Here is a 20,756-nt window from a genome sequence, read left to right on the forward strand (position 1 = left end):
GAACCGTGCTGGTCGAGCTCGTCATACCCCCATTCAACCCGGGGCCACCGACATTCCAGGCTCGAAAAGAGCCAGATCAGATCCCGAAAAGATCACAAACAGGTCACAAGATCCCAGTCGCCGCTGGCCTCTGTCGCAGAGCCCCTCGAAGCGCCCGACCCGCGGGCCTTTCGTCTCGCCTTCGACTCGTCCCCGGCCCGGGCAGCCACCAGAGTTCGCCGGATCCAGCGGCTCAGGGCGCGAGTGCCGCGACGGCGCCGATCTCGACAAGTGCTCCGGGCACGCCGAGTCCTGCCACGCGGGCCGCGGTGACGAGCGGCGGTGCTCCTTCGCGCGCGAGCTTCGGGCCCACCGCGCCGTAGGCCGCGCGCAGATCCGCGTCCTGGTGGATCAGCACGGTCCAGCTCACGACATCGGCGAGGGTGGCTCCGGCGGCGGCCAGCGCGGCGGCGGCATTGTCGAGGGCGCGCGCGGACTGCACGGCGACGTCGTCCGAGACGACTGCGCCGGTCTCGTCGACGCCGTTCTGGCCGCCGACGTGGATCGTCGTGGATCCCGGCGGGATCACGGCGACGTGGCTGAACGCGGGGCTGTTCACGAGCCCCGGGACGTGCGGGTAGGAGATGCTCATGCCCGCGAGCGTAGTCACGGCATCCGACATCGCGTCAGGCTCATCCGGAGACGGGTCGAGGCCGCCTGGCGCGGCGCGATAGACTCGAGAGGCTCAACAGGAGGTTGCCCGGTGATCCTTCACTACATCGTGTTCGGAATTCTGTTCCTCGGCGGATTCGCGCTGCTGGGCATCGCCCCCGGCCTGCCCGCCTGGCAGGGCCCGGTCTTCGTCGCGGGCATCCTTGCGATCAGCCTCGCCCTTGCGTACATGATGCGCGAGCCGGGCGGCGCCACCAAGCGCTCGCGCTCCTGGGAGAGCTGAGCTCCGCTCCCGCTCGGCTTCGCGGCACTACTCCCTCGGGAGTACTCCGGAAGCACACCGCCGACGGATCCGCCGCGCGAGAGGCGCGATTAGCATCGGAGGATGCCGGATCAGCCGCTCGATGACACCTCGACGGCGTCGGCGGCGTGGTTCGGACCCGACACCGGACGGATCCCGGCCGGACCGCCGCCGCGGGTCCGCCTGATCGCGCCGGTCGCGCTGTGCCTGCTCGTGCAGGTGCCGGCCTCGCTCTGGGTCGCCGCGCACGCCGACCACGGCCTGCATTGGCGGATCCTGCTGCATCTCGCGCTCGCGGTGGCAGGGCCGCTCGCCCTTCTCGCCGCGCGGCGATTCCCCGGCCCGACCGTCGCCGTCGTCTCCGGGCTCGCCCTGCTCGACGTGCTCACGACGCCCGTCTACGGACCGCCCTACCTCGCCCTGGCGTTCGCGATCGCGCTCGCCGTGGCCCGCGGAGCCGCCGTCTGGGCGGCCGCCTCGGTCGCGACGGCGTGGGTCGCCGCGATCCTCGTCGGAGTCATGATCGGCCGGATCTGGCATCCGGGGCTCATCGTCGCGGCCACGCTCGCGCTCGCCGCCAGCTTCGCCGTCGGCGCCTTCGTGCGCACCCGCGGCGCCAGGATGGCCGCGTTGCACGCCGACGCGCAGCGCCATCGCCGCAGCGCAGAGGAGCGCGAGCGGGTGCGCATCGCGCGTGAGCTGCACGACGTGCTCGGGCATGCGCTGTCGCAGATGAACGTGCAGGCGAGCGTCGGACTGCACCTGTTCGAGCGCGATCCGGAGCAGGCGCGCACCGCGCTGCAGAACGTGAAGGACACCTCCAAGCTGGCACTGGAAGAGGTGCGTGGTGTGCTGGGCGTGCTCCGCGACGGTGAAGTGCCGCTCGTCCCGCAGGCCGAGCTCGCCGAGCTCCCCCGGCTCATCGCGGGCCTCACCGCGCCCGGTCTGGACATCGCGCTCGACGACCGCCTCGGCGACCACGCGCCCAGTCGAGCCGTGCAGTTCGCGGCGTACCGCATCGTGCAGGAAGCACTCACCAACGCCGTGCGGCACGCGCACGCCGCGCACGTGCGGGTGGTGCTCGAGCGGCGAGAGGATCCGGATCCCCGCCTCGTCGTCGCGATCGAGGACGACGGCCGCGGCTTCGGAGACGCCGACCCGACCGCAACGGGGCGCGGCGGCGTGCTGGGCATGCAGGAGCGGGCGGCGCTGCTCGGCGGCCGCATCGAGCTCGGCTCCGCGGACGGCGGAGGGGCGCGCATCGTCGCGACCCTGCCCTGGGGGCGGGCGTCATGATCCGGGTCGCGCTCGCGGACGACCAGTTGCTCGTGCGTGCGGGATTCCGCGCTCTGCTCGATGCCGAGGACGACATCGAGGTGCTCGTCGAGGCCGCGGGTGGCGAGGAGCTGCTGCGTCGGATCCGCGAGACGCCGGTCGACGTCGTGCTGATGGACATCCGGATGCCGGAGGGCGACGGGCTGTGGGCGACCGAGGAGATCGCCGCGGATCCGCGTCTTGCCGGAGTGCACGTCGTGATCGTGACCACGTTCGAGCTCGACGACTACGTGGCGCGCGCGGTGCGGGCCGGCGCTGCCGGATTCCTGGTGAAGGACACCGAGCCGGCGGATCTCGTGCGGGCCGTGCGGGTGGTCGCGGCGGGGGATGCGCTGCTCTCGCCCGGCGTGACCCGGCGACTGCTCGAGCGGCTCGCGGTGGGCCTGCGCGAGGCGCCGACGACCGCGGCGCTCGACGGGATCACCGAGCGCGAGCGGGAGGTGCTGCGCCTCGTCGGATTGGGGCTGACCAACGACGAGATCGCCGAGCGTCTGTTCCTCAGCCCGCTCACCGCGAAGACCCACGTCTCCCGGATCATGGCGAAGCTGCACGCCCGCGACCGGGTGCACCTCGTCGTGATCGCCTACGAGACCGGCCTCGTGGCTCCCGGCTGGCAGTAGCGGTCCCGGATCCGCACGGTCCCGGGTGACGCGGACCCCGCAGCCCTCTTCCGCTCGGGTCGCACTTCTTCGGCTCGGGTCGCACTTTCGGCTGTTGCGGCCAGGGAGTTGCAGCAGTTTCTGCGACCTGAGTTCGGGCAGCGGCCGGTTTCCGGTGTGGATCCGGATCCCTACTCCCTGGGGAGCAGGCGGAATCACTCCCCGGGCCGGATTCGCCGGAGGGTGCGGATCGCGAGGCTGGATGCATCGGTCGAGATGCGGCCGATCCGATCGAAGGAAGGGCATCATGCTCGCAACCGTCGCGGCCGTCGCCGCGCATCCCGGCCACATGGGGTTCCACCCGTTCTGGCCCGTCTTCATCATCGGCCCGCTGATGTTCCTGATCATCGTGGGCCTGCTCGTCGCCCTCCTCGTGCGCCGGCGCCGCTGGGGCGGACCGGGTCCGTGGGGCTGGCAGGGTGCTCAGGGAGCAGCCGGCGGGCAGGCCCCGTGGGCGGCCAAGCCGCAGAGCAGCGGCGCGGAGCAGGTGCTCGCGAGCCGCTTCGCGAACGGCGACATCGATGAGACCGAGTACCGCGCGCGGCTCGAGGTGCTGCGCGCGAACCGCCCGGAGGCCTGAGTCGACGACCGGGACGTGAGTCCGATCGGTGGCCCGCCGTGCCTGCGCATGGCGGGCCACCGGCGTGCGTGAGCGAGAATGGGGGCATGCTCCGGCCGCCGATCCCTTCTCCTGCATGCGGGGGCGGGAAGTGACGGAGGCCGCTCGCGAGAACTCGCGCACGGCGCAGATCTCGGCAGATCTGCGCCGGCGGATCTCTGAGGGAGGGTTCGCCGCCGGCACCCGCCTGCCCAGCGAGGCGGCGCTGAGCGCCGAATACGGCACGACGCGCAGCGTGATCCGCGGGGCGCTCGCCCGCCTGGCCCGGCTGTCGCTCGTCGTCTCCCGGCCGCGCGGCGGATGGATCGTCCAGGCCGCGCATCAGACCCAGGGCTTCGCGCGGATGCAGTCGTTCACGGAATGGGCGAGCGAGGGCGGGCGCGTCCCCGGCGGCACGATCACCTCCCGCACGGTGGGGCCGGCGGATGCACGGGAGGCGCAGCAGTTCCGCATCAGGCTCGGTGAGCCCCTGCACCGGTTCGTGCGGCTGCGCACGCTGGACGGGCTGCCCGTCATGATCGAGCGCTCGGTCTGGGCGCCGTGGGTGGCGGAGGTCATCACACGGGTGCCGGACGACGTGCGCTCGACCACGGTCGCGCTGGCCGAGGCCGGGATCCGCGTCGCATCGACGAACCACCGGATCGAGGCGGCTGCCGCGACCACCGAGGATGCGGCACTGCTCGGCGTGCGCCGCTCCAGCCCGCTGCTGCAGGTCGGGCGCACGACGACGACCCGCGAGGGGCGGCTCGTGGAGCTCGGGGTGGACCGTTACCGTGCCGGTGCGATCGCGTTCGAGATCGAAGCGGGGCAGACGGTCCGCACCGCGCTCTGAGCGGCGGATGAGCGGGGTCGTTGAGCGAGCCCCGAGCGCAGCGAGGAGCGAGACGAAACGCGGTTCCGACGGGCGGCGGCGTTTCGTCTCGGTCGGCTTCGCCGTCCTCGCTCAACGACCCTGGGGTGGGAACGGCGGAAACGGCCCAGTGTGCACGCTCGGCGGCCGGATCCACGGGTGACGGGGCCGATGCCACCGGCTCGTCCTCCGGCGTTCACCCGCTGTTCCCCTCGGCTTGCTCTCCTCGAGGTCGGCGCCCGCTCCGGGGTGCCCCGTCGTCCCGAGGAGCGTCATGTCCAGCGAGCCCGTCCCGTTCAGCCCGGATCCGTACGAGCGCCCGCGAACCGTCCCCGACGAGGTGCTGCACAGCGGCATGACCCGTCGCGGCATGCTACGCGCTCTCGGCCTGCTGGGCGGTGCCGCCGCCGTGGGCGCCGGATTCGGCGCAGGGGCGGCCGCCCCGTCGGCATCGGCCGCCGAGGGCGCGGGTGCCGTTGCCGCGGGCGCCTCGCGCGTCTACGCGCTGCCGGAGGGGTTCTCCGGCGACATCACCGACATCAAGCACGTGGTGATCCTCATGCAGGAGAACCGCTCTTTCGACCACTACTACGGCGCGCTGCCCGGTGTGCGCGGCTTCGACGACAAGCAGGCCCTGCGCTTCCAGAACGGCACCGACGTCTTCTCCCAGCCGCAGGGCTCGTCCTTCGTCAAGCCCAGCCGGGTGACCACGGTCGCCGGCACCACCACGGGTCTGGACCACTCGTACTCGGGCGGCACGTCGGCGTGGGCCGGCGGACGCTACAACAACTGGATCGGGGCCAAGGGCGCCAACACGATGCACTACGTCTCCGGCGAGGAGATCCCCTGGCAGTACTCGCTCGCGAGCGCGTACACGATCTGCGACAACTGGCACTGCTCGGTCATGGGCCCGACCACGCCGAACCGGCTCTATGCCTGGACCGGCACCTCGGGCGGCGTGGTCGACAACGGCGGCGAGTCCAACGGCAACCGCACCTGGCAGACCTACCCCGAGGCGCTGCAGGCCGCGGGTGTCTCCTGGCGGATCTACGTCGACAATTCGAACAACGGATCCAGCTGGGTCGGCGACTACACCGACAACCCGATCCGCGGCTTCAACGCCTTCACGACGTCGGGCTCGTCCGCGCAGGACATCGCGAACCGCAACGACGCCGCCAAGAACGCCCCCGGCACGGGCCTGGTCTGGCGGGCCGGGTCCGCGCCCTACGCCTCCACCGGCGTGACCAACAACGACAGCGACGCCAACCTCAACGGCGTGCTGAAGGACTTCATCGCGGCCTGCAAGCCGGGGGCGCAGTATCCGCTGCCGCAGGTCTCCTGGATCGTCGCCCCGTACAGCTGGTCCGAGCACCCCTCGGCCAACCCCGAGCACGGCGCGCACTTCTCGAACCGGGTGATCCAGACGCTGCAGAGCAACCCCGACATCTGGAAGAGCACGCTGCTCATCATGACGTTCGACGAGAACGACGGATACTTCGACCACGTCCTGCCGCCGTTCGCCGAGCCGGGCACCCCGGGCGAGTACAACGGATCCACCCCGATCGGATACGGCGCCCGCATCCCCACGATCCTCGTCTCGCCGTGGACGCGCGGCGGCTGGGTCGGCACCGAGACCTTCGACCACACCTCGCTGATCCGCTTCCTCGAGACGTGGACCACCGCGATCGGCACCCCGGCGCTGTCGACCACGATCACCGCCTGGCGCCGCGGGATCAGCGGAGACCTCACGAGCGCGATGGATTTCGCCCACCCCGTGATCGACGTCCCGTCGCTGCCCGACACGGACGCCCTGGTGCAGATCGCCCGCGCGGGCGGCACGATCGGCACCCAGGTGCCGCCGGCCGACAAGTGGTCGAGCACGCCGCTCAAGCACCGGCCACTGTCGTACCACCCGCACGGCGTCTTCGTGGAGGACCGCAAGACGGGCACCGTCAGCGTGCAGCTCAGCCTGGTCGGAGGCCCGCAAGGCAAGGCGCTGAGCCTGCAGGCCTTCCCGGACAAGTACCTGCTGTTCGCGAACACCCCCTACACGGTCACCGGCGCGAAGCCGGCGGCGCACGTCTGGGACGCGACCGCGCAGGACGGCCGTTACGCGTTCTCGGTGTACGGACCTGACGGGTTCGTCCGCGCGCACGCCGGCACGGTCCTGCCGGCGGGCCAGAACGGCAGCGCCGTGCCCCGCATCGATGTCGACCTCGTCGCCGGCGAGACGCCGACCGTCGAGATCGCGCTGCACAACGACGGCCGCCAGAGCGTGCACTACGCCCTCACGCCCAACGACCACGCCGGCACCGCGCAGCGCATCTGGGTCAAGCCCGGTGCGACCCAGAAGGTGACCTGGCCCACCTCCGAGGGCTACTACGACGTCGTCGTCACCGCCGACACGAACAGCGGCTGGCGGCACCGCTACGCCGGGCGCGTGGCCCAGCTGCCGGCCTGACCCCCGAGCGCCCGACGCCGCCGCACCCGATCCGATGACGCAGCCCGCACCCGATCCGATGGAGCCCCGCATGCACCTCCCGTACCGGCGTCTGCGCCGCCTCGCCCTCGCCACCCTCGTGGGCGCCGCCGTCGTCGTCTCGACGTTCGCGGCGACGCCCGCGGCGGTCGCGGATCCGACCCCCGCGCCCTCGTCGACGGCAGCCCCGACCCCGGCGCCCACCCCGCCGCCGTCGTCGTCACCGACCGCCGATCCGGCGCCGACCACGACGCCGGCACCCGGCCCGACTCCGACTCCGGCCGAGCCCGCGCCGACGACGCCGGCCCTGCGCGCCGCCGTGCCGGGGGCGATCTCGCCGGTGGCGGCGTACACCTTCGACGCCGACGGCGGTTCGACCGTGAAGGACGTGTCGGGCAACGGGAACGACGCCACCTGGGTCGGATCCCCGGGCTACCGCCCCGGCGTCTCGGGATCCGCGGCGACGATCGGCCTCGGCACGAACTACGTGAAGCTGCCGCTGATCGCCGGGAAGACCGACGGATCGGCAAGCTTCTCCTACGAGTTCTGGATGTCGGAGCAGAACCGCACGTCGTACGGCACGCTGATGAGCAACCAGGACTTCGCGTCGTGCAACAACGCGGGTCTGACGCTCTACAACCAGACCACGCAGGGCGTGCTGCAAGCGTGCTGGGGCACCACGGCAGGCGGGACGAAGCGCTACCTCAACGGCGCTTCTCCGAACATCGCCGGATCCTGGCATCATGTCGCCGTCACGGTCGACCGCACCGCGAACGTCATCATCGTCTACACCGACGGAGTCGAGACCAAGCGCTCCGCGGCCGGCGAGGTGACGGCGTCCACCAACCTGAAGAGCGGATTCGCGTTCAACATCGGCGGCTTCAGCGGCAGCGAGAAGGACGTGAGTGACGGCTACGTGAACGCCGCGATCGACGACCTGCGCTTCTACAACGCCGTGCTGCCCTCGGCACAGGTCGCCGACGACTACGCCGCACTCAAGCCGGACAGCGGCAGCTACACGGTCGCCTTCGACGGAAACGGCGCGAGCTCGGGCGCCATGACGGCGCAGACGTTCACGATCGGCACGGCCTCGACGCTCGCGGCCAACGCCTTCGTCCGTCCCGGCTACCAGTTCCAGGGCTGGGCGCTGAGCGCGAAGGGTCAGGTCGTCTACGCCGACGGGCAGTCGGTCGCCGACCTCACGGTTCGCGCGAACACCGCGGTCACCCTCTCCGCGATCTGGAGCCGGCTGCGCGCGCCGGGCGACGCGGTCGCCCCGTTCGCCTCCTACGACTTCGAGACCGGAGACGGCACAGCGATCCCGGACTCCTCGGGACGCGGCAACGACGCGATCTGGTCGGGATCCCCCTCATACGTCGCGGGCACCGCAGGCAAGGCGGCCTCCGTCAACGCGCCGGAGGGCAGCACCCGCGGCGTGAACTTCTTCTCCCTGCCCCTCGTGCCGGGCCACACCGACGGCTCCGGCAGCTTCTCGTACACGTTCTGGCTCAAGGAGGCCTCGTCGAGCTCCGACTCGCCGATCGTCTCGAACCAGGACTTCCGGCACTGCTACAACCGCGGCGCGACGCTCTACAACACCGCGGGCAGCCCCGGCATCCTGCGCGGCTGCTTCGGTCAGAACGGCACCTCGACGACGCAGAACTACGTCGCGGATGCGAGCCGCACGTCCGTGATCGGATCCTGGCACCACGTCGCCGTGGTGGTCGACCGCTCCGCGAGCACGATGACCACGTTCGTCGACGGCGAGCAGACCGCGCAGAGCACCAGCCTCGGCTCCGGCTTCTCCCTGGTCAGCGGCTATCCGTTCCGCGTCGGGGCGGAGGGATCGCTGCTCGACGACGGCGACGGCTTCGTGAACGCGACGATCGACACGTTCGACTTCTACGACCGGGCGATCTCGGCCGCGCAGATCCAGAACGACTACATGGCGACGCACTCCGGTGACGTCGTGACGGACGGATCCACACTCGCGCGCGGTTTCGTGTCCGGCGTGCTGCGCGCGCCCTCGGTGCGCACGGGCGGCGCGGTCTCGCAGCCCGTCGCCGGGCTGTGGAACGGCGGATCCGTGACGTCGTACACGAAGGTCGAGGGCGACGCCTGGCTGAACGTCGACACGCAGGGCGTCGTGACCGGGACCGCTCCCGCGAGTGCGCCCGCGGATCCCGGCTACCTCACGGTCGAGGCGACGGACGGCACGACCACGGCCCGTATCGAGGTCGAGGTCCCCGTGCTCGCGGCCGATGCCGCCGCGCCCTTCGACGCGGTGACCTGGAATCTCTGGGATGCCGGCGGGCACGTCAACGACGCCGCGCTGAAGAACCTCGCCGTGATCGCCGAGAACGGCTTCGACGTGATCGGCGTGCAGCAGGACGGCGGCACCGCCGCGACCGCCCTCGCGAAGGCCCTCGGCTGGAACGCGCTCGAGGGACCAGGCGGGGTCGGACTGATCTCGCCGCACCCGCTCAGCGCGCGCACTGTCGTCGGCGAGCAGCCCGGCCTGGGCGCGACTGTGGACGTGCTCGGGCGCAAGCTGCGGGTGTGGACCATGGGCCTGGACCGCACCGGCTACGGCCCGGAGTCCGCGTGCCTGGCCGGCATGACGGATCCGGCGGCGCTCGTCGCGGCGGAGCACGGCAGCACCCGCTACGCCCAGGTCGATGCGCTCGCCACGGCGATCGCGACGGAGACGGCCGCGGCGACCCCCGTCGTGGTCCTCTCCGACCTGGAGTCGCCCTCGGGTGCGGACTGGACGGCGGCCACCGCCGACGCGCACTGCGGCGTGGGCGCGGTGGACTGGCCCGTGCCCGCCCGCCTGCAGCAGGCCGGGCTCGCCGACGCCTATCGCACCGCGAACCCCGACGCGGCCGCCGACCCCGGCGACACCTGGTCGCCGCTCGTGGTGAAGACGCCGTCGGGCGCCGATGAGCCGCAGGACCGCATCGACGCCGTGCACTACGCCGGCTCGGCGCTGCGCGTGCTCGGCGCGAACACGGTGGTCGCAGGCTGGCCCTCGCCGACCGCGGTGCTGCGCAACGCCTGGGCGAGCAACCACCGTGCCGTGGTGGCCTCGTTCGCGCTCGGCAAGGCCGCTCCGGATCCGTCGTCGCTGCCCGCGGTGGTCGTGAGCGCGGCGGGGCGCACGGTCACGCTGCACACGGTCCCGGCGGCGTCGGCCGGCGGCATCGAGTACCGCGTCGACGGCGGCGCCTGGCAGGCGTATTCCACGCCGTTCGCCGTGCCGGGCACGGCCGCCGCGCTCGTCGAGTACCGGGCGACCGATCAGGGCGTGAACGGGCCGATCTCGGGTCTCACGCTCGCGGCGACCGGCGCCGACGCCGGGCAGGACGTGCAGCCCCTGGGCGCCGCGAAGACCGTCCTGCGTGGCGAGGCCATCACCGGTTTCGGTGCGAAGGTGGTCGACGCGTCCGGCAACGGCGTCTCCGGCGCCGACGTGGTGTTCACGATCTCGGGCGCCGCGTTCGCCGGGGGAGCGAGCACGGCGACCGTCTCGAGCAACGCCGCCGGCATCGCCGTCGCACCGGGTGCGACCGCCGCGACGGCCGGAACCGTGACGATCACCGCCGCGTTCCGCGACCGCACGACGACGCTGCCTCAGATCACGGTGGTGGATCCGGTCGCGACGCTGACGGCCGATGTGAAGGTCACGCCGGCCGTGGTCTCGGGCAAGGTCGTGCTCACGGTCGCGGTGACGAACACCGGGTCCACGGCGACCGACGTCAAGATCGCCACGAAGTACGGCACCAGGACCTACCCGGCGGTCGCGCCCGGCGCGACGGTGTCGTACGGGTTCAGCACGATGCTGGCCTCGATCCCCGCGGGTACCGCGACGGTCACCCTGACGAGCGGATCCGGCATGGCCACGATCCCGACGCCCTACCCGGCCGCGCGATGAGCACCGGCACCGGATCCCGCCCGCGGCGCACCCGACACCGCGGAGACACCCACGCAGGAGGCAGCACCATGACGACGCAGATCACGACGACGCCCGGAGGCGAGGGCATGGGGGGCGACCGCGGCTGGACCCGGCGACGCACCCTCGTCGCCGGCGCCTGGTCGGTGCCGGTCATCGCGGCGGCGGTCGCGCTGCCGCAGGCCTCGGCCTCGGCCGCGATCACGATCGACCTCCTCGGCGCCGTGGACGACGCGCAGACCTACCCGTTCTCGGCCGCGGGCGACACCGCGCCGCTGATCTTCCAGGTCGCGGGCTCCGGCCCGATCCCGGCGGACGGCACGGCGGAGCTCGTGAACGCCGGCGGGATCGCGTCGTGGGACGAGTCCGTCCTCCTGCAGGGCGCTCTGGCCTCCGCCCCGATCGACACCGACGGCACCCTGATCCTGCCGATCGTGGCGCTCGCCGCGGGCACCTTCCCAGTGCTGGTGCACGTGGGGTCGGTGAGCCGCACTTTCATGGTCACGCTGGAGCAGGCGTGATCCGCACCCGTGCCCGCCGGGCAGAGGCGACCGGGCTCGCGCTGCTGGCGGGGCTCCTTCCGGCGCTGCTGACCGGATGCACCGCGAGCGGTCCTGGCGCGGCGAACCCCTCGTCCTCGTCCTCCGCCGAGGCCGCGGCCGAACAGCACGGCCCGGCGATCCGGCTCGTCTCCCCGGACGGTGCGGTGCACCTCGGCGACGAGGTGCGGGTGGTCATCCGCGCGACCGACGACGGTGCGCCCGTCACGGGCCGCGATGCGACTTTCGAGGTGATCTCGGGTCCCGCGACGTATCCCGGCGGCTTCGAGACCTCGGCCACGGATTCCGATGGCGTGGCGAGCTCGCTCGGCCTGCACACGGAGAGCGTGGGGCGGGTGACGATCAGGATCGCCGTCGGAGAGATCAGCGGTGATCTGACGATCGACGTCGCCGGGTCCTGAACCGAACTTCGAACGGCGGGAATGCGCCGGCTGGGAGAACCCGATGCGTGCGCTGTGAGGCTGGCTCCGACGGGCCAGGGCCTCTCGCGTCGGTCGGTCGCGCGGGAATAGCATCGCCCTCGGTCAGCGGCGACCGCCACTGGCCGAATCAGAGTCTGGAGATCCCGGATGCGTAGAAAAGTCCTCGGCGTCACCCTCGCGGTCGTCGCCACCGTCGCCGCCACTTTTGCCGGAGCAGGCGCCGCGAGCGCTGCGCCTCCGCCGCCGAGTCCGATCCCGAACTCGACACCGGGCTGGCTCGGCCACGCGACCAAGGGCGGACCGGCGAACGGCGCGGTGAGCGCCCGGGTGTACCTGGCCCCGGCGGGCGGCATGGATTCGCTCTCGGCGCTCGCGACCGCGGTCTCGACGCCCGGATCTGCGCAGTACCGGAAGTTCCTCTCGGCAGCCCAGTACCACGCGACCTTCGACGCTCCTCAGGCGACGGTCGATGCGGTCACCTCCTGGCTGCAAGGGGCGGGGCTGAAGACGACGGTCGATCCGAGCCACCGCTACGTGGACGTCAAGGGCGGTGTGGGCAACGCGAACAAGGCCTTCGGCGTGACGATCTCGAACTACACGCACGACGGGCTCACCGTGCAATCCCCCGACGGCCCTGCGAGCGCCCCCGCGGCCCTCGCGGGCGCGGTCATCGCCGTGGACGGCCTGGACACGACCCCGTCGCTCGTCGAGCCGAAGACGCAGAAGCCAGCCCCGCCGGACGGCGGATTCCGCAACTCGCCGATCTGCGGCACGACCTACGGATCCGCGAACCCCGGCAACCTCGCGACGCCGGACGGCACGGTGCTCCCGGCCTTCGACGGCAAGATGCTGCCGTACTCGCCGTGCGGTTACACCGGTCCGCAGCTGCGCAACGCCTACGAAGCCGGCCTCACCGGCGGATACGACGGCACCGGCGTGACGGTCGCGATCACCGACGCCTACGCGTCGCCCACGGTCGAGGCCGACGCGAACAAGTACGCGACCGACACGGGCGACAAGCCGTTCGCCGCGGGGCAGTTCTCGCAGAACGTGCCGAACGCGTACACGAACGTGAACAGCAACAAGTCCAACCACCAGTGCGGCATGGCCGGCTGGTACGGCGAGGAGACGCTCGACGTCGAGGCCGTGCACGCCATGGCTCCGGGTGCGAACATCCGCTACTACGCAGGCAAGAGCTGCATGGATCCGGATCTGCTCGACACGTTCACGCGCATCAACGATGAGAACGTCGCGAACATCGTGACCAACTCGTGGGGCGGGACGGGCGATGTCGTGAAGCCGTCGCTGCTGCTCGCCTACCAGACGGCGTTCCTGCAGGGGGCCGCTCAGGGCATCAGCTACCTGTTCTCCTCCGGTGACGACGGCGACAACGTCGCCAAGATCGGATCCGCGCAGACCGACTACCCGGCGTCCGACCCGTACGTCACGGCCGTCGGCGGCACCTCCACGGCGATCACCGACGCGGGCATCACCGGCGAGACCGGCTGGCAGACGTCCAAGTACGTGCTGAAGGACGGCGCCTGGTCGCAGAGCACCGACTTCCTGTACGGCGGAGGCGGCGGCTACTCGTCGAACATCGCCGAGCCGCAGTACCAGAAGGACGCCGGCATCGTCAGCCCCAACGGCGGACGCGCCGTGCCGGACGTCTCGATGGACGGCGACCCCACCACGGGAATGCTCGTGGGCCAGACGCAGACCTTCACCGGAGCGGCCGCGTACGACACGTACCGCATCGGCGGCACGAGCCTCGCGTCCCCGCTGTTCGCCGGCATCACCGCGCTGAAGATCCAGGCGAACGGCGGCACCGGCCTCGGACTGCTGAACCCGACGATCTACGGCACGCATGGCCAGGGCTTCCACGACGTCACCGGAGCGGGCATCGACGAGGGCGCGATCCGCGTCGACTACGCCAACGGCCTCGACGCCACGGGCGGCTACGTCTACTCCGTGCGCACGTTCAACGGCGCCACCTCCACCCAGACCGTCGGCACGGGCTGGGACACCGAGACCGGCTGGGGCAGCGCCCGCGCCGGCTGGGTGCAGTAACCCCTCGCACCAGAACGCGCCCGTCCGGGAATCCCGGACGGGCGCGTTTCTCGCGGGTCAGTCTCCGACCCGGATGGCGCGCAGGGCCATGAACTGGCGCCCGGGCAAGTCCACCCGCGTGGTGCCGTGGTGCGTGCCGGGGAGGCGTTCCACGGTCATGTTCCACGTGTCGATCACGTCGATCGTCCATTCGCCGTCGGCGAGCATGATGTTGCGGAACTGCGGTCGGTTGAAGCCGAAGTACCCGACGCGGTGCGTGTCGGTGCCGCCCCAGGGGAGGTCCCAGTCGCCGGTCTGCGGATCCCAGACGCCGTCCGGTGCCTCGGCGAGCAGTTGATCCAGGAAGCGGATCCGGTCAGGTGAGGAACCGTGCAGGGCCCCGCCCTTCGACCACCAGAGCACCTCGGGGTCGTCGCCGACGGTGCGGGACATGTCTGTCGCGCCTCCTGACGACGCAGGGAGATACGTCTCGCCGTGGCCGACGTATCCGCCGCGGACGGCGCCCTCCCAGAAGCGACGAGTCATCTCCTCGCCTGTGATGTTGCCCCAGCCCTGGTCGATGTCGCCCTCGTAGGCGCACTCATCGATGACCACGGGCTTGCCCCAGCGCGCACGCCACTCATCCGTGTTCTCCGCCGTCCGGTACACGTCGACACGTTGGATGCTCACGTGCGTGATCCAGGGCTGGGAGTAATCGTAGAACGGCCGGCAGTTGTGGATCGAGTTCAGGTGTTCGACAGGGTCCTCTGCGCCGACGATCGCGGCGAGGCGTTCCCAATCCGACTCGTCCTTCGACCAGAGCAGGTCGTACTCGTTGGCCATCGACCACCACACGTTCGCGAAGGCGGACAGACGACGCACCACGTAACGCAGATAGCGGTCGTCGACGGCTGGGCCGAGATCGGCGAAGCCCCAGCGGTCATAGGCGTGGAACAGGATCAGATCGGCTTCGATCCCCAGCGCGCCGAGCTGGGCGATCCGCTGCTCGAGGCGGCGGAAATGCACGGGGTCGAAGCGCGTGAGGTCGAAGCCGTCCGCGAGCGATCCATGGAACGGGAAGTCGGCAGGCTCATTCGCGTTGTAGAGGTACGACTTAGGGAACACGCACATGCGCAGTTTCGTGAACGGAGAGTCGGCGAGGGTCGCGAGGGTCTGCTCCTGCAGCGGCTCGGGCTGATGGGTCCATGCGTAGGCGGTGCTTCCGAGCGGACGGTGTCGGGTGCCGTCGGCATGACGGAAATGGAAGCCGTCGACGCGCACCGGCCCGTGCGCGCCCTCGGCGGGGCCGATCACGACCGCATTCCCCAGCACACCGTCGAGCGAGCGTGCGGTCGCCTGGGTCGTGAAGCTCCAGGCTCCCTCGGCGTCGGCGAGCGTGCGCACGACGTACATGCCGTCTCCGTCGTAGAAGCCGCCCGTGCGCACGGTGGTGCCGTCGGGCCGGGTCCAGACCGCGCTCAGTTCGACGTCGACGAACGGGTTGCCGTGCGTGGGGCCGGCGAGACGCACCTCGAGCACGCCCCACAGCGGCGTCTCGGGAACCGGGGCGAGCCCGGCGGACCCCCGCGGCACGTCCTCGCCCTCGTACTCGGGATCGGGGTCGATCGCGGGTGCGTACGGCGGACGCTCCACACCATCGCCCACGTCGGCCAAGGCGGACCACAGCTCCTCGCGCGCCGCGGGATCCTCCAGGCTCGGCGCGAGCGCGATGAGCGAGCCGAGCCGCCCGTCGCGGAACTGGCTCGCCATCGGCGAGGCGGCGATGCCAGGGAGGAAGCGCTCCAGGATGGCGCGGGCGGCGGGGTTGTCGAGGGCTTCGCCGAAGGTGGAGCGGCGGTCGAACATCGGGATCTCCGTAACGTTTCTGGGGCGTGCAGGATCAGTCGGCGAACAGACGGCCGAGATCGGAGGCGACGGCGACGGCGCGGGGATCGGCGCCGCCCGGCCAAGGTCCGCGCGCGATCGTATAGCCGAAAGCGATGCCCGAATCCGGATCGACGCAGGCGAGCGCACCCGCCGCCCCGTCGTGCCCGAACGCGCGCGGGCCGCCGAAGGCGAGCTGCTGGGAAGGCTTCTGGAACACGATCGCGTGCGCCCGCCCGTCCTGTCCCAGCACCTGGTCGTGCCCGCGCACCTGCTGCAGACCGATCTGCTCGACCGTGTCGGCACTGAGGAACGGATTCTCGCCGTCGACGCCGGTGACCGCGCTCGCGAACATCCGGGCGAGCCCGCGCGCGGTCACCGTGCCGGATCCGGCGGGATGACCGAACCGCCAGCTGGCCTCATCGTTCGCGAGATCCACGGCGGGGCCCGCCGTGCCCATGGCCACGCCGATCAGTCCCGACCAGCCCGGCACGAGGGTGTCGGAGACCGGACGGATCATCGGCAGGACCGGTACCCGTCGATGATCCATCGCGCGGGGGAGTCCGAGATGGACGTCGAGGTCGTGCGGTGCCCGGATGTCCTCTTCGAACACCTCGTGCAGAGTGCGCCCGGTCGCACGGAAGACGAGCTCGGACCCGAGGTTCCCGATCGTCACGGCGTGGTACCCGAAGCCGCTCCCCGGCTGCCAGAACGGACGGGATGCGGCTAGACGCTCCGCGGCGGCGTGATGGTCGAGCAGCTCGGTCCAGGTCAGGGAGGGCGTCGCCTGGGGCAGTCCCGCCTGGTGCGAGAGGAGCATTCGCACGGTGACCGAACCCTTGCCCTTCGCCGCGAACTCGGGCCAGTACTCGGCGACCGGTGCGTCGAGGTCGAGCTGGCCGCGTTCGACGAGCAGCCCGACCGTGAGACCGATCGTGTTCTTCGTGACCGAGTACGGCACCATCAGCGAGTCCTCGCTCAGATGAGGTCCGCCCCACACGTCGAGCACGGGCCGGCCGCCGTGGTAGGCCGCGGCCTGGAACGAGAGATCCGGATCCGCTGCGAGGAAGTCCTCGAGACGGTCGACGATCTCGCCGAGACGCGCGTCGGCGGAGCCCTTCAAGCGCCCGTTCAGAGCGGTCCCGATCTGTGCCGGGACGCTCGCGGCTCGGATGGAGGTGTCAGTGATGGCCATACGCAGGATCCTTCTGAATCGGACGGGAGAACATCGGGAGTGCATGGAGGCCGGCGCGGACGAGGACGGGGCCGGTCATGCGGCCAGCTCTGAGCTCTGGGCCGCGAGTAGGGTGCGGCGAGCGGCACGTCTCTTGGCCTGCTCGTCGGGGTCCGGGACCGGGGCGGCCAGGAAGAGCCGCTGCGTGTAGGGATGCGCAGGGCGGGCCGTGACCTGGTCGCCATCACCGGTCTCGACGAGTTCGCCCTGATACATCACCGCGACGCGGTGGCTGATATGGCGTACGACGGCGAGATCGTGCGAAATGAACAGGTAGGCGACGCCTGTACGCTCCTGGATCTCGATGAACAGGTCGAGCACGCGAGCCTGGGTCGACAGATCCAGCGCTGAGACCGGCTCGTCGCAGACGATGAGGCGCGGGTCGAGCGCGAGGGCACGGGCGATGGCGATGCGCTGGCGCTGCCCGCCGGAGAACTCGCGCGGAAGTCGCGTGGCGACTCCGGACGGGAGGCCGACACCGTCGAGCAGGTCCTGAACGCGGCCCTTCGCATCCTTCGCGGCGGTGCCGCGGGCGGTGAGTGGCTCGGTGAGGATCTGCTCGATCGTCAAGGAGGGGTTCAGCGACGAGTACGGATCCTGGAAGACGACCTGGATCTCGTCGGACAGCGCTCGGCGTGCGCGACGCGAGAGGGCGCCGATCTCGCGGCCGTCGTAGCGGATGCTGCCGCGGGTGACCGGGGCGAGCCCGAGCACGGCCCGGCCGAGTGTCGTCTTGCCTGAACCCGACTCTCCCACGAGGCCCATGGTCTCACCCGGGCGGATGTCGAGCGACACGCCCTTGAGTGCACGGAGCGGCTGGGCGCGGAAACCCTTGCCCGGGTATTCGACGACGAGGTCTGTGACCTCGAGGAGCGAGCTCATCGTGCGTCTCCTTCGAAAGTGGCGCCGTCGGCCGGCCGCGCCGTCAGCGGTCCGCGGGCGGGACCCTCGTCGAGGATCGCGTCCAGCAGTGACTGGGTGTAGGGGTGCGAGGGGTGCTTCAGGATGGTGCGTACGGGGCCGGATTCGACGAACAGGCCCTGCTGCATCACGGTGACCCGATCGCACAGGTCGGCGACGACGCCGAAGTTGTGCGTGACGAGCAGCATGGCCATGCCACGCTCGCGCTGCAGATCGCGTAGCAGATCGAGGACCTCGGCCTGCACGGTGACGTCGAGCGCGGTGGTCGGCTCGTCGGCGATGATCAAGTCAGGGTCGGTCGAGACCGCGCCGGCGATGAGCACGCGCTGCGCCATGCCGCCGGAGACCTCGAACGGATAGGCGTCGAAGGTGCGCTTCGGGTTCGGGATGCCGACCCGTTCGAGAAGGGTCAGCGACTTCTCGGTCGCCTCCCTCGCGGTGAGCCCGAGCTTCAGGCGCAGCGGCTCAGTGAGCTGGCTGCCGATCGTGAACGACGGATCGAGGTTGGACATGGGCTCCTGAGGGATGTAGCCGATGCGTTTTCCGCGCACGCCCGCGTAGACCCGGTCGGAGGCGTCGTGTAGGGAGATGCCGTCGAACTCGATGGCGCCACCGGTGACTCGCCCGCCTCGAGGCAGCAGGCCGAGCGCCGCGAAAGCGGTCTGAGTCTTGCCGGATCCGGACTCCCCGATGAGCCCGTGGACCTCACCCGCGCGCACGTCCAGGCTCACGCCGTGCACGACCTCAAGGGCCGAACGATCGGGCTGGTCGTACCCGACGTGCAGGTCGCGGAGGGAGAGGACCGTCGCGGCGGGAGTCGTGCCCGGCTCGTCGGGATGCGTGATCGTGCCGGCGCCGACCACAGGAATCACCGTGTCATCGAGAGCGGCGGCGTCACCGCCTCCGATCGCGACCGACGTGGTGACCGCGGCGACGGACCCTGTCGCGGTGGCGACCGCACGGCGACGGCGCCGCCGGATGACGACCGTCCGCTCCAGCTCGTCGCGCATCGCGTTGGCCAGCAGCGTCAGCGCGATGCAGGTGAGCGAGATCGCGGCCGAAGGCCACAGCATGTTCCACGGCGCCTTGTACATGTTGATGAAGGCGTCGTTGAGCATCTGGCCCCAGGTGGGGATCGAGGTGTCCCCGAGCCCGAGGAACTCCAGTCCGGACTGGATGGCGATCGCGATGCCCGTGATGATCGCACCCTGGATGATGATCGGTGCTCGCACGACCGACAGGATGTGCCGTCCGATGATCCGCACATCGGACAGGCCGGAGACGCGTGCGGCGTCGACGTACAGCTCATTGCGCACCGTGGTTACGGCGGCGTACACGAGGCGGTAGAACGCGGGGGCGAGCAGGATCCCGAACACGAGCATGGCGAGCCACACCGAGGGGCCGAGCACCGAGCGCGCCGCGAGCAGCACCACCATGCCCGGCATCGCCATCACGAGCGACGTTATCCAGGAGGCGCCGGCGTCGAACCAGCCGCGATAGTACCCGGCGATGAGTCCGGAGATCACGCCGATGACGAGGGCCGTGAGCAGGGCGACGAGGGCGGCTGCGATGCTGACCTGCGTGGCTACGAGCAGACGGGACAGGATGTCGAAGCCGCTGCTGTCGGCGCCGAGCGGGTGGGCGGCGCTGGGCTCGGCGAGCACGAGCTGCAGGGACGCCTTGTTCGCGTCGTACGGTGCGATCCAGCGGCCGGTCAGTGCGACGAGGCCGATGAGGGTCAGGAACGCGAGGGATGCGAACCCGAGCGGGCGCCGGATGAGACGGCGCAGCAGTGGGGCGCGCACCGGGGACGTCGCGATGGTCGGGGCGGCGGCAGCGGTCATGAGAGTCGTACCTTCGGGTTGAGCACGGCCTGCGCGAGATCGATGACGAGGTTGACGATGACGACGATGATGGCGGTGGCGATCACGACGCCCATGACGACGGGGATGTCGCCAGAGGTCGTCGCCTGTACTGTCAGCTGCCCGATCCCGGGGAGGGCGAACACCTGCTCGATGACGACGGCGCCCCCGATCAGGCCGACGAACTGCAGGGCGAGCACCGCGAGAGCCGGACCGCCCGCGTTGCGCAGCACGTGCTTGTAGACGACGCGATTGATGCCGATGCCGCGGGCGCGGAGAGTGCGCACATAATCGCGCGACATCGCATCGACGACGGATCCGCGGATCTGCTGCGACACAGAGGCGATCGCGCCGATCGACAAGGCGATGATCGGCAACGTCACGGAGGACAGCCAGCCGCTGAAGGATCGGGTGATGGGGACGTACCCCACGGCCTTGAACCAGTGCAGGTTGATCGCGAAGGTGAGTACGAGGAAGAGGGCGATGAGGAACCCCGGGATGGCGAAGCCCACCACGGAGACCACCTGTACGAGGCCATCGACCCAGCCTCCGCGGCGCGCGGCCAGCACTCCGAGGACGACGGAGAGGATGGCGGAGATCAGTACGGCGCCGATGACGATTGACAGTGTGACGGCGAGACGACTGGAGACGCTGACCGAGACGAGCTGGCCGGTGGTCCACGCACGGCCCAGGTCGCCGCGGAATGCACGCGTCAGCCAGTCGCCGTACTGCACGAACAACGGCCGATCCAGCCCCAGGTCCTGGGTCTTGCGCGCGACGGTCTCGGCGGTCGCGTTGGTGCCGAGGAGCTTGCGGGCGATGTCGCCGCCGCCCAGATAGAGCAGGGTGAAGGCGATCACCGAGATCGCGAACACCATGATCACGCCGGAGATGACACGGCGCATGATGAAGAGGGGCATGCTGCTGCGCTCCTTTGTCAGAGATGGGGAGGCCGGGCCCGTCACAGGCGGACGGGCCCGG

General features: G+C 70.9%; 16 protein-coding genes. 10 read left to right on the forward strand and 6 right to left on the reverse strand.

All coding sequences use genetic code 11. The features are described from left to right. Positions 1–232: 232 nt before the first annotated feature. Positions 233–631: a RidA family protein gene (locus ACTJI8_RS18680; protein ID WP_440734943.1), complete on the reverse strand. Its 399-nt coding sequence runs from the start codon at positions 629–631 to the stop codon at positions 233–235. Between the two features lie 111 nt (positions 632–742). On the opposite strand from ACTJI8_RS18680, the gene ACTJI8_RS18685 reads away from it, so the two are divergent. The 10 genes from ACTJI8_RS18685 to ACTJI8_RS18730 all read left to right on the forward strand — a co-directional run bounded on the left by ACTJI8_RS18685 (position 743) and on the right by ACTJI8_RS18730 (position 13,895). Then, entirely contained in the window at positions 743–934 is a 192-nt protein-coding gene (locus ACTJI8_RS18685; RefSeq protein ID WP_440734944.1) for a hypothetical protein, read from the forward strand. Between the two features lie 102 nt (positions 935–1,036). Beyond that, positions 1,037–2,248 carry a sensor histidine kinase gene (locus ACTJI8_RS18690; RefSeq protein ID WP_440734945.1) on the forward strand — a complete coding sequence of 404 codons (1,212 nt, stop codon included), beginning with the start codon at positions 1,037–1,039 and terminating at the stop codon, positions 2,246–2,248. Further along, positions 2,245–2,907, forward strand: coding sequence for a response regulator transcription factor (locus tag ACTJI8_RS18695; protein WP_440734946.1), 663 nt, complete (start codon positions 2,245–2,247; stop codon positions 2,905–2,907). The genes ACTJI8_RS18690 and ACTJI8_RS18695 overlap by 4 nt, the downstream gene beginning before the upstream one ends. A gap of 286 nt (positions 2,908–3,193) precedes the next feature. Further along, positions 3,194–3,526 carry a hypothetical protein gene (locus tag ACTJI8_RS18700; protein WP_440734947.1) on the forward strand — a complete coding sequence of 111 codons (333 nt, stop codon included), beginning with the start codon at positions 3,194–3,196 and terminating at the stop codon, positions 3,524–3,526. Positions 3,527–3,656: 130 nt separating this feature from the next. After that, positions 3,657–4,397 (forward strand): GntR family transcriptional regulator, encoded by a 741-nt coding sequence (locus ACTJI8_RS18705; protein ID WP_440734948.1) that lies wholly within the window; start codon positions 3,657–3,659, stop codon positions 4,395–4,397. 292 nt (positions 4,398–4,689) lie between these two features. Beyond that, entirely contained in the window at positions 4,690–6,876 is a 2,187-nt protein-coding gene (locus tag ACTJI8_RS18710) for an alkaline phosphatase family protein (protein WP_440734949.1), read from the forward strand. A 70-nt stretch (positions 6,877–6,946) separates the two neighbouring features. Further along, positions 6,947–10,828 (forward strand): LamG-like jellyroll fold domain-containing protein, encoded by a 3,882-nt coding sequence (locus ACTJI8_RS18715; protein ID WP_440734950.1) that lies wholly within the window; start codon positions 6,947–6,949, stop codon positions 10,826–10,828. A 68-nt stretch (positions 10,829–10,896) separates the two neighbouring features. Continuing rightward, positions 10,897–11,367, forward strand: coding sequence for a hypothetical protein (locus ACTJI8_RS18720; RefSeq protein ID WP_440734951.1), 471 nt, complete (start codon positions 10,897–10,899; stop codon positions 11,365–11,367). Then, positions 11,364–11,807 carry a hypothetical protein gene (locus ACTJI8_RS18725; RefSeq protein WP_440734952.1) on the forward strand — a complete coding sequence of 148 codons (444 nt, stop codon included), beginning with the start codon at positions 11,364–11,366 and terminating at the stop codon, positions 11,805–11,807. Before ACTJI8_RS18720 ends, ACTJI8_RS18725 begins: the two co-directional genes overlap by 4 nt. A 168-nt stretch (positions 11,808–11,975) precedes the next feature. Beyond that, positions 11,976–13,895 carry a S53 family peptidase gene (locus ACTJI8_RS18730; protein ID WP_440734953.1) on the forward strand — a complete coding sequence of 640 codons (1,920 nt, stop codon included), beginning with the start codon at positions 11,976–11,978 and terminating at the stop codon, positions 13,893–13,895. A 57-nt stretch (positions 13,896–13,952) separates the two neighbouring features. On the opposite strand, the gene ACTJI8_RS18735 is transcribed toward ACTJI8_RS18730, so the two are convergent. The 5 genes from ACTJI8_RS18735 to ACTJI8_RS18755 form a co-directional block, all read right to left on the reverse strand. Next, positions 13,953–15,740, reverse strand: a complete 1,788-nt coding sequence (locus ACTJI8_RS18735) for a DUF5605 domain-containing protein (protein ID WP_440734954.1) — start codon at positions 15,738–15,740, stop codon at positions 13,953–13,955. Between the two features lie 34 nt (positions 15,741–15,774). Next, positions 15,775–16,953, reverse strand: coding sequence for a serine hydrolase domain-containing protein (locus ACTJI8_RS18740; RefSeq protein WP_440734955.1), 1,179 nt, complete (start codon positions 16,951–16,953; stop codon positions 15,775–15,777). Positions 16,954–17,028: 75 nt separating this feature from the next. After that, positions 17,029–17,874: an ATP-binding cassette domain-containing protein gene (locus tag ACTJI8_RS18745; RefSeq protein ID WP_440734956.1), complete on the reverse strand. Its 846-nt coding sequence runs from the start codon at positions 17,872–17,874 to the stop codon at positions 17,029–17,031. Beyond that, positions 17,871–19,757 carry a dipeptide/oligopeptide/nickel ABC transporter permease/ATP-binding protein gene (locus ACTJI8_RS18750; protein ID WP_440734957.1) on the reverse strand — a complete coding sequence of 629 codons (1,887 nt, stop codon included), beginning with the start codon at positions 19,755–19,757 and terminating at the stop codon, positions 17,871–17,873. The genes ACTJI8_RS18745 and ACTJI8_RS18750 overlap by 4 nt, the downstream gene beginning before the upstream one ends. Next, positions 19,754–20,695, reverse strand: coding sequence for an ABC transporter permease (locus ACTJI8_RS18755; RefSeq protein ID WP_440734958.1), 942 nt, complete (start codon positions 20,693–20,695; stop codon positions 19,754–19,756). Before ACTJI8_RS18755 ends, ACTJI8_RS18750 begins: the two co-directional genes overlap by 4 nt. Between the last annotated feature and the right edge of the window lie 61 nt (positions 20,696–20,756).

It is taken from the genome of Microbacterium sp. 22303 (assembly GCF_052045265.1).
Classification (GTDB): Bacteria; Actinomycetota; Actinomycetes; order Actinomycetales; family Microbacteriaceae; genus Microbacterium.

Coding starts and splice junctions, on each gene's coding strand:
- ACTJI8_RS18680 (WP_440734943.1), bottom strand. CDS start 631: ATGAGCATCTCCTACCCGCACGTCCCGGGGCTCGTGAACAGCCCCGCG.
- ACTJI8_RS18690 (WP_440734945.1), top strand. CDS start 1,037: ATGCCGGATCAGCCGCTCGATGACACCTCGACGGCGTCGGCGGCGTGG.
- ACTJI8_RS18695 (WP_440734946.1), top strand. CDS start 2,245: ATGATCCGGGTCGCGCTCGCGGACGACCAGTTGCTCGTGCGTGCGGGA.
- ACTJI8_RS18700 (WP_440734947.1), top strand. CDS start 3,194: ATGCTCGCAACCGTCGCGGCCGTCGCCGCGCATCCCGGCCACATGGGG.
- ACTJI8_RS18710 (WP_440734949.1), top strand. CDS start 4,690: ATGTCCAGCGAGCCCGTCCCGTTCAGCCCGGATCCGTACGAGCGCCCG.
- ACTJI8_RS18715 (WP_440734950.1), top strand. CDS start 6,947: ATGCACCTCCCGTACCGGCGTCTGCGCCGCCTCGCCCTCGCCACCCTC.
- ACTJI8_RS18720 (WP_440734951.1), top strand. CDS start 10,897: ATGACGACGCAGATCACGACGACGCCCGGAGGCGAGGGCATGGGGGGC.
- ACTJI8_RS18730 (WP_440734953.1), top strand. CDS start 11,976: ATGCGTAGAAAAGTCCTCGGCGTCACCCTCGCGGTCGTCGCCACCGTC.
- ACTJI8_RS18735 (WP_440734954.1), bottom strand. CDS start 15,740: ATGTTCGACCGCCGCTCCACCTTCGGCGAAGCCCTCGACAACCCCGCC.
- ACTJI8_RS18740 (WP_440734955.1), bottom strand. CDS start 16,953: ATGGCCATCACTGACACCTCCATCCGAGCCGCGAGCGTCCCGGCACAG.
- ACTJI8_RS18745 (WP_440734956.1), bottom strand. CDS start 17,874: ATGAGCTCGCTCCTCGAGGTCACAGACCTCGTCGTCGAATACCCGGGC.
- ACTJI8_RS18750 (WP_440734957.1), bottom strand. CDS start 19,757: ATGACCGCTGCCGCCGCCCCGACCATCGCGACGTCCCCGGTGCGCGCC.
- ACTJI8_RS18755 (WP_440734958.1), bottom strand. CDS start 20,695: ATGCCCCTCTTCATCATGCGCCGTGTCATCTCCGGCGTGATCATGGTG.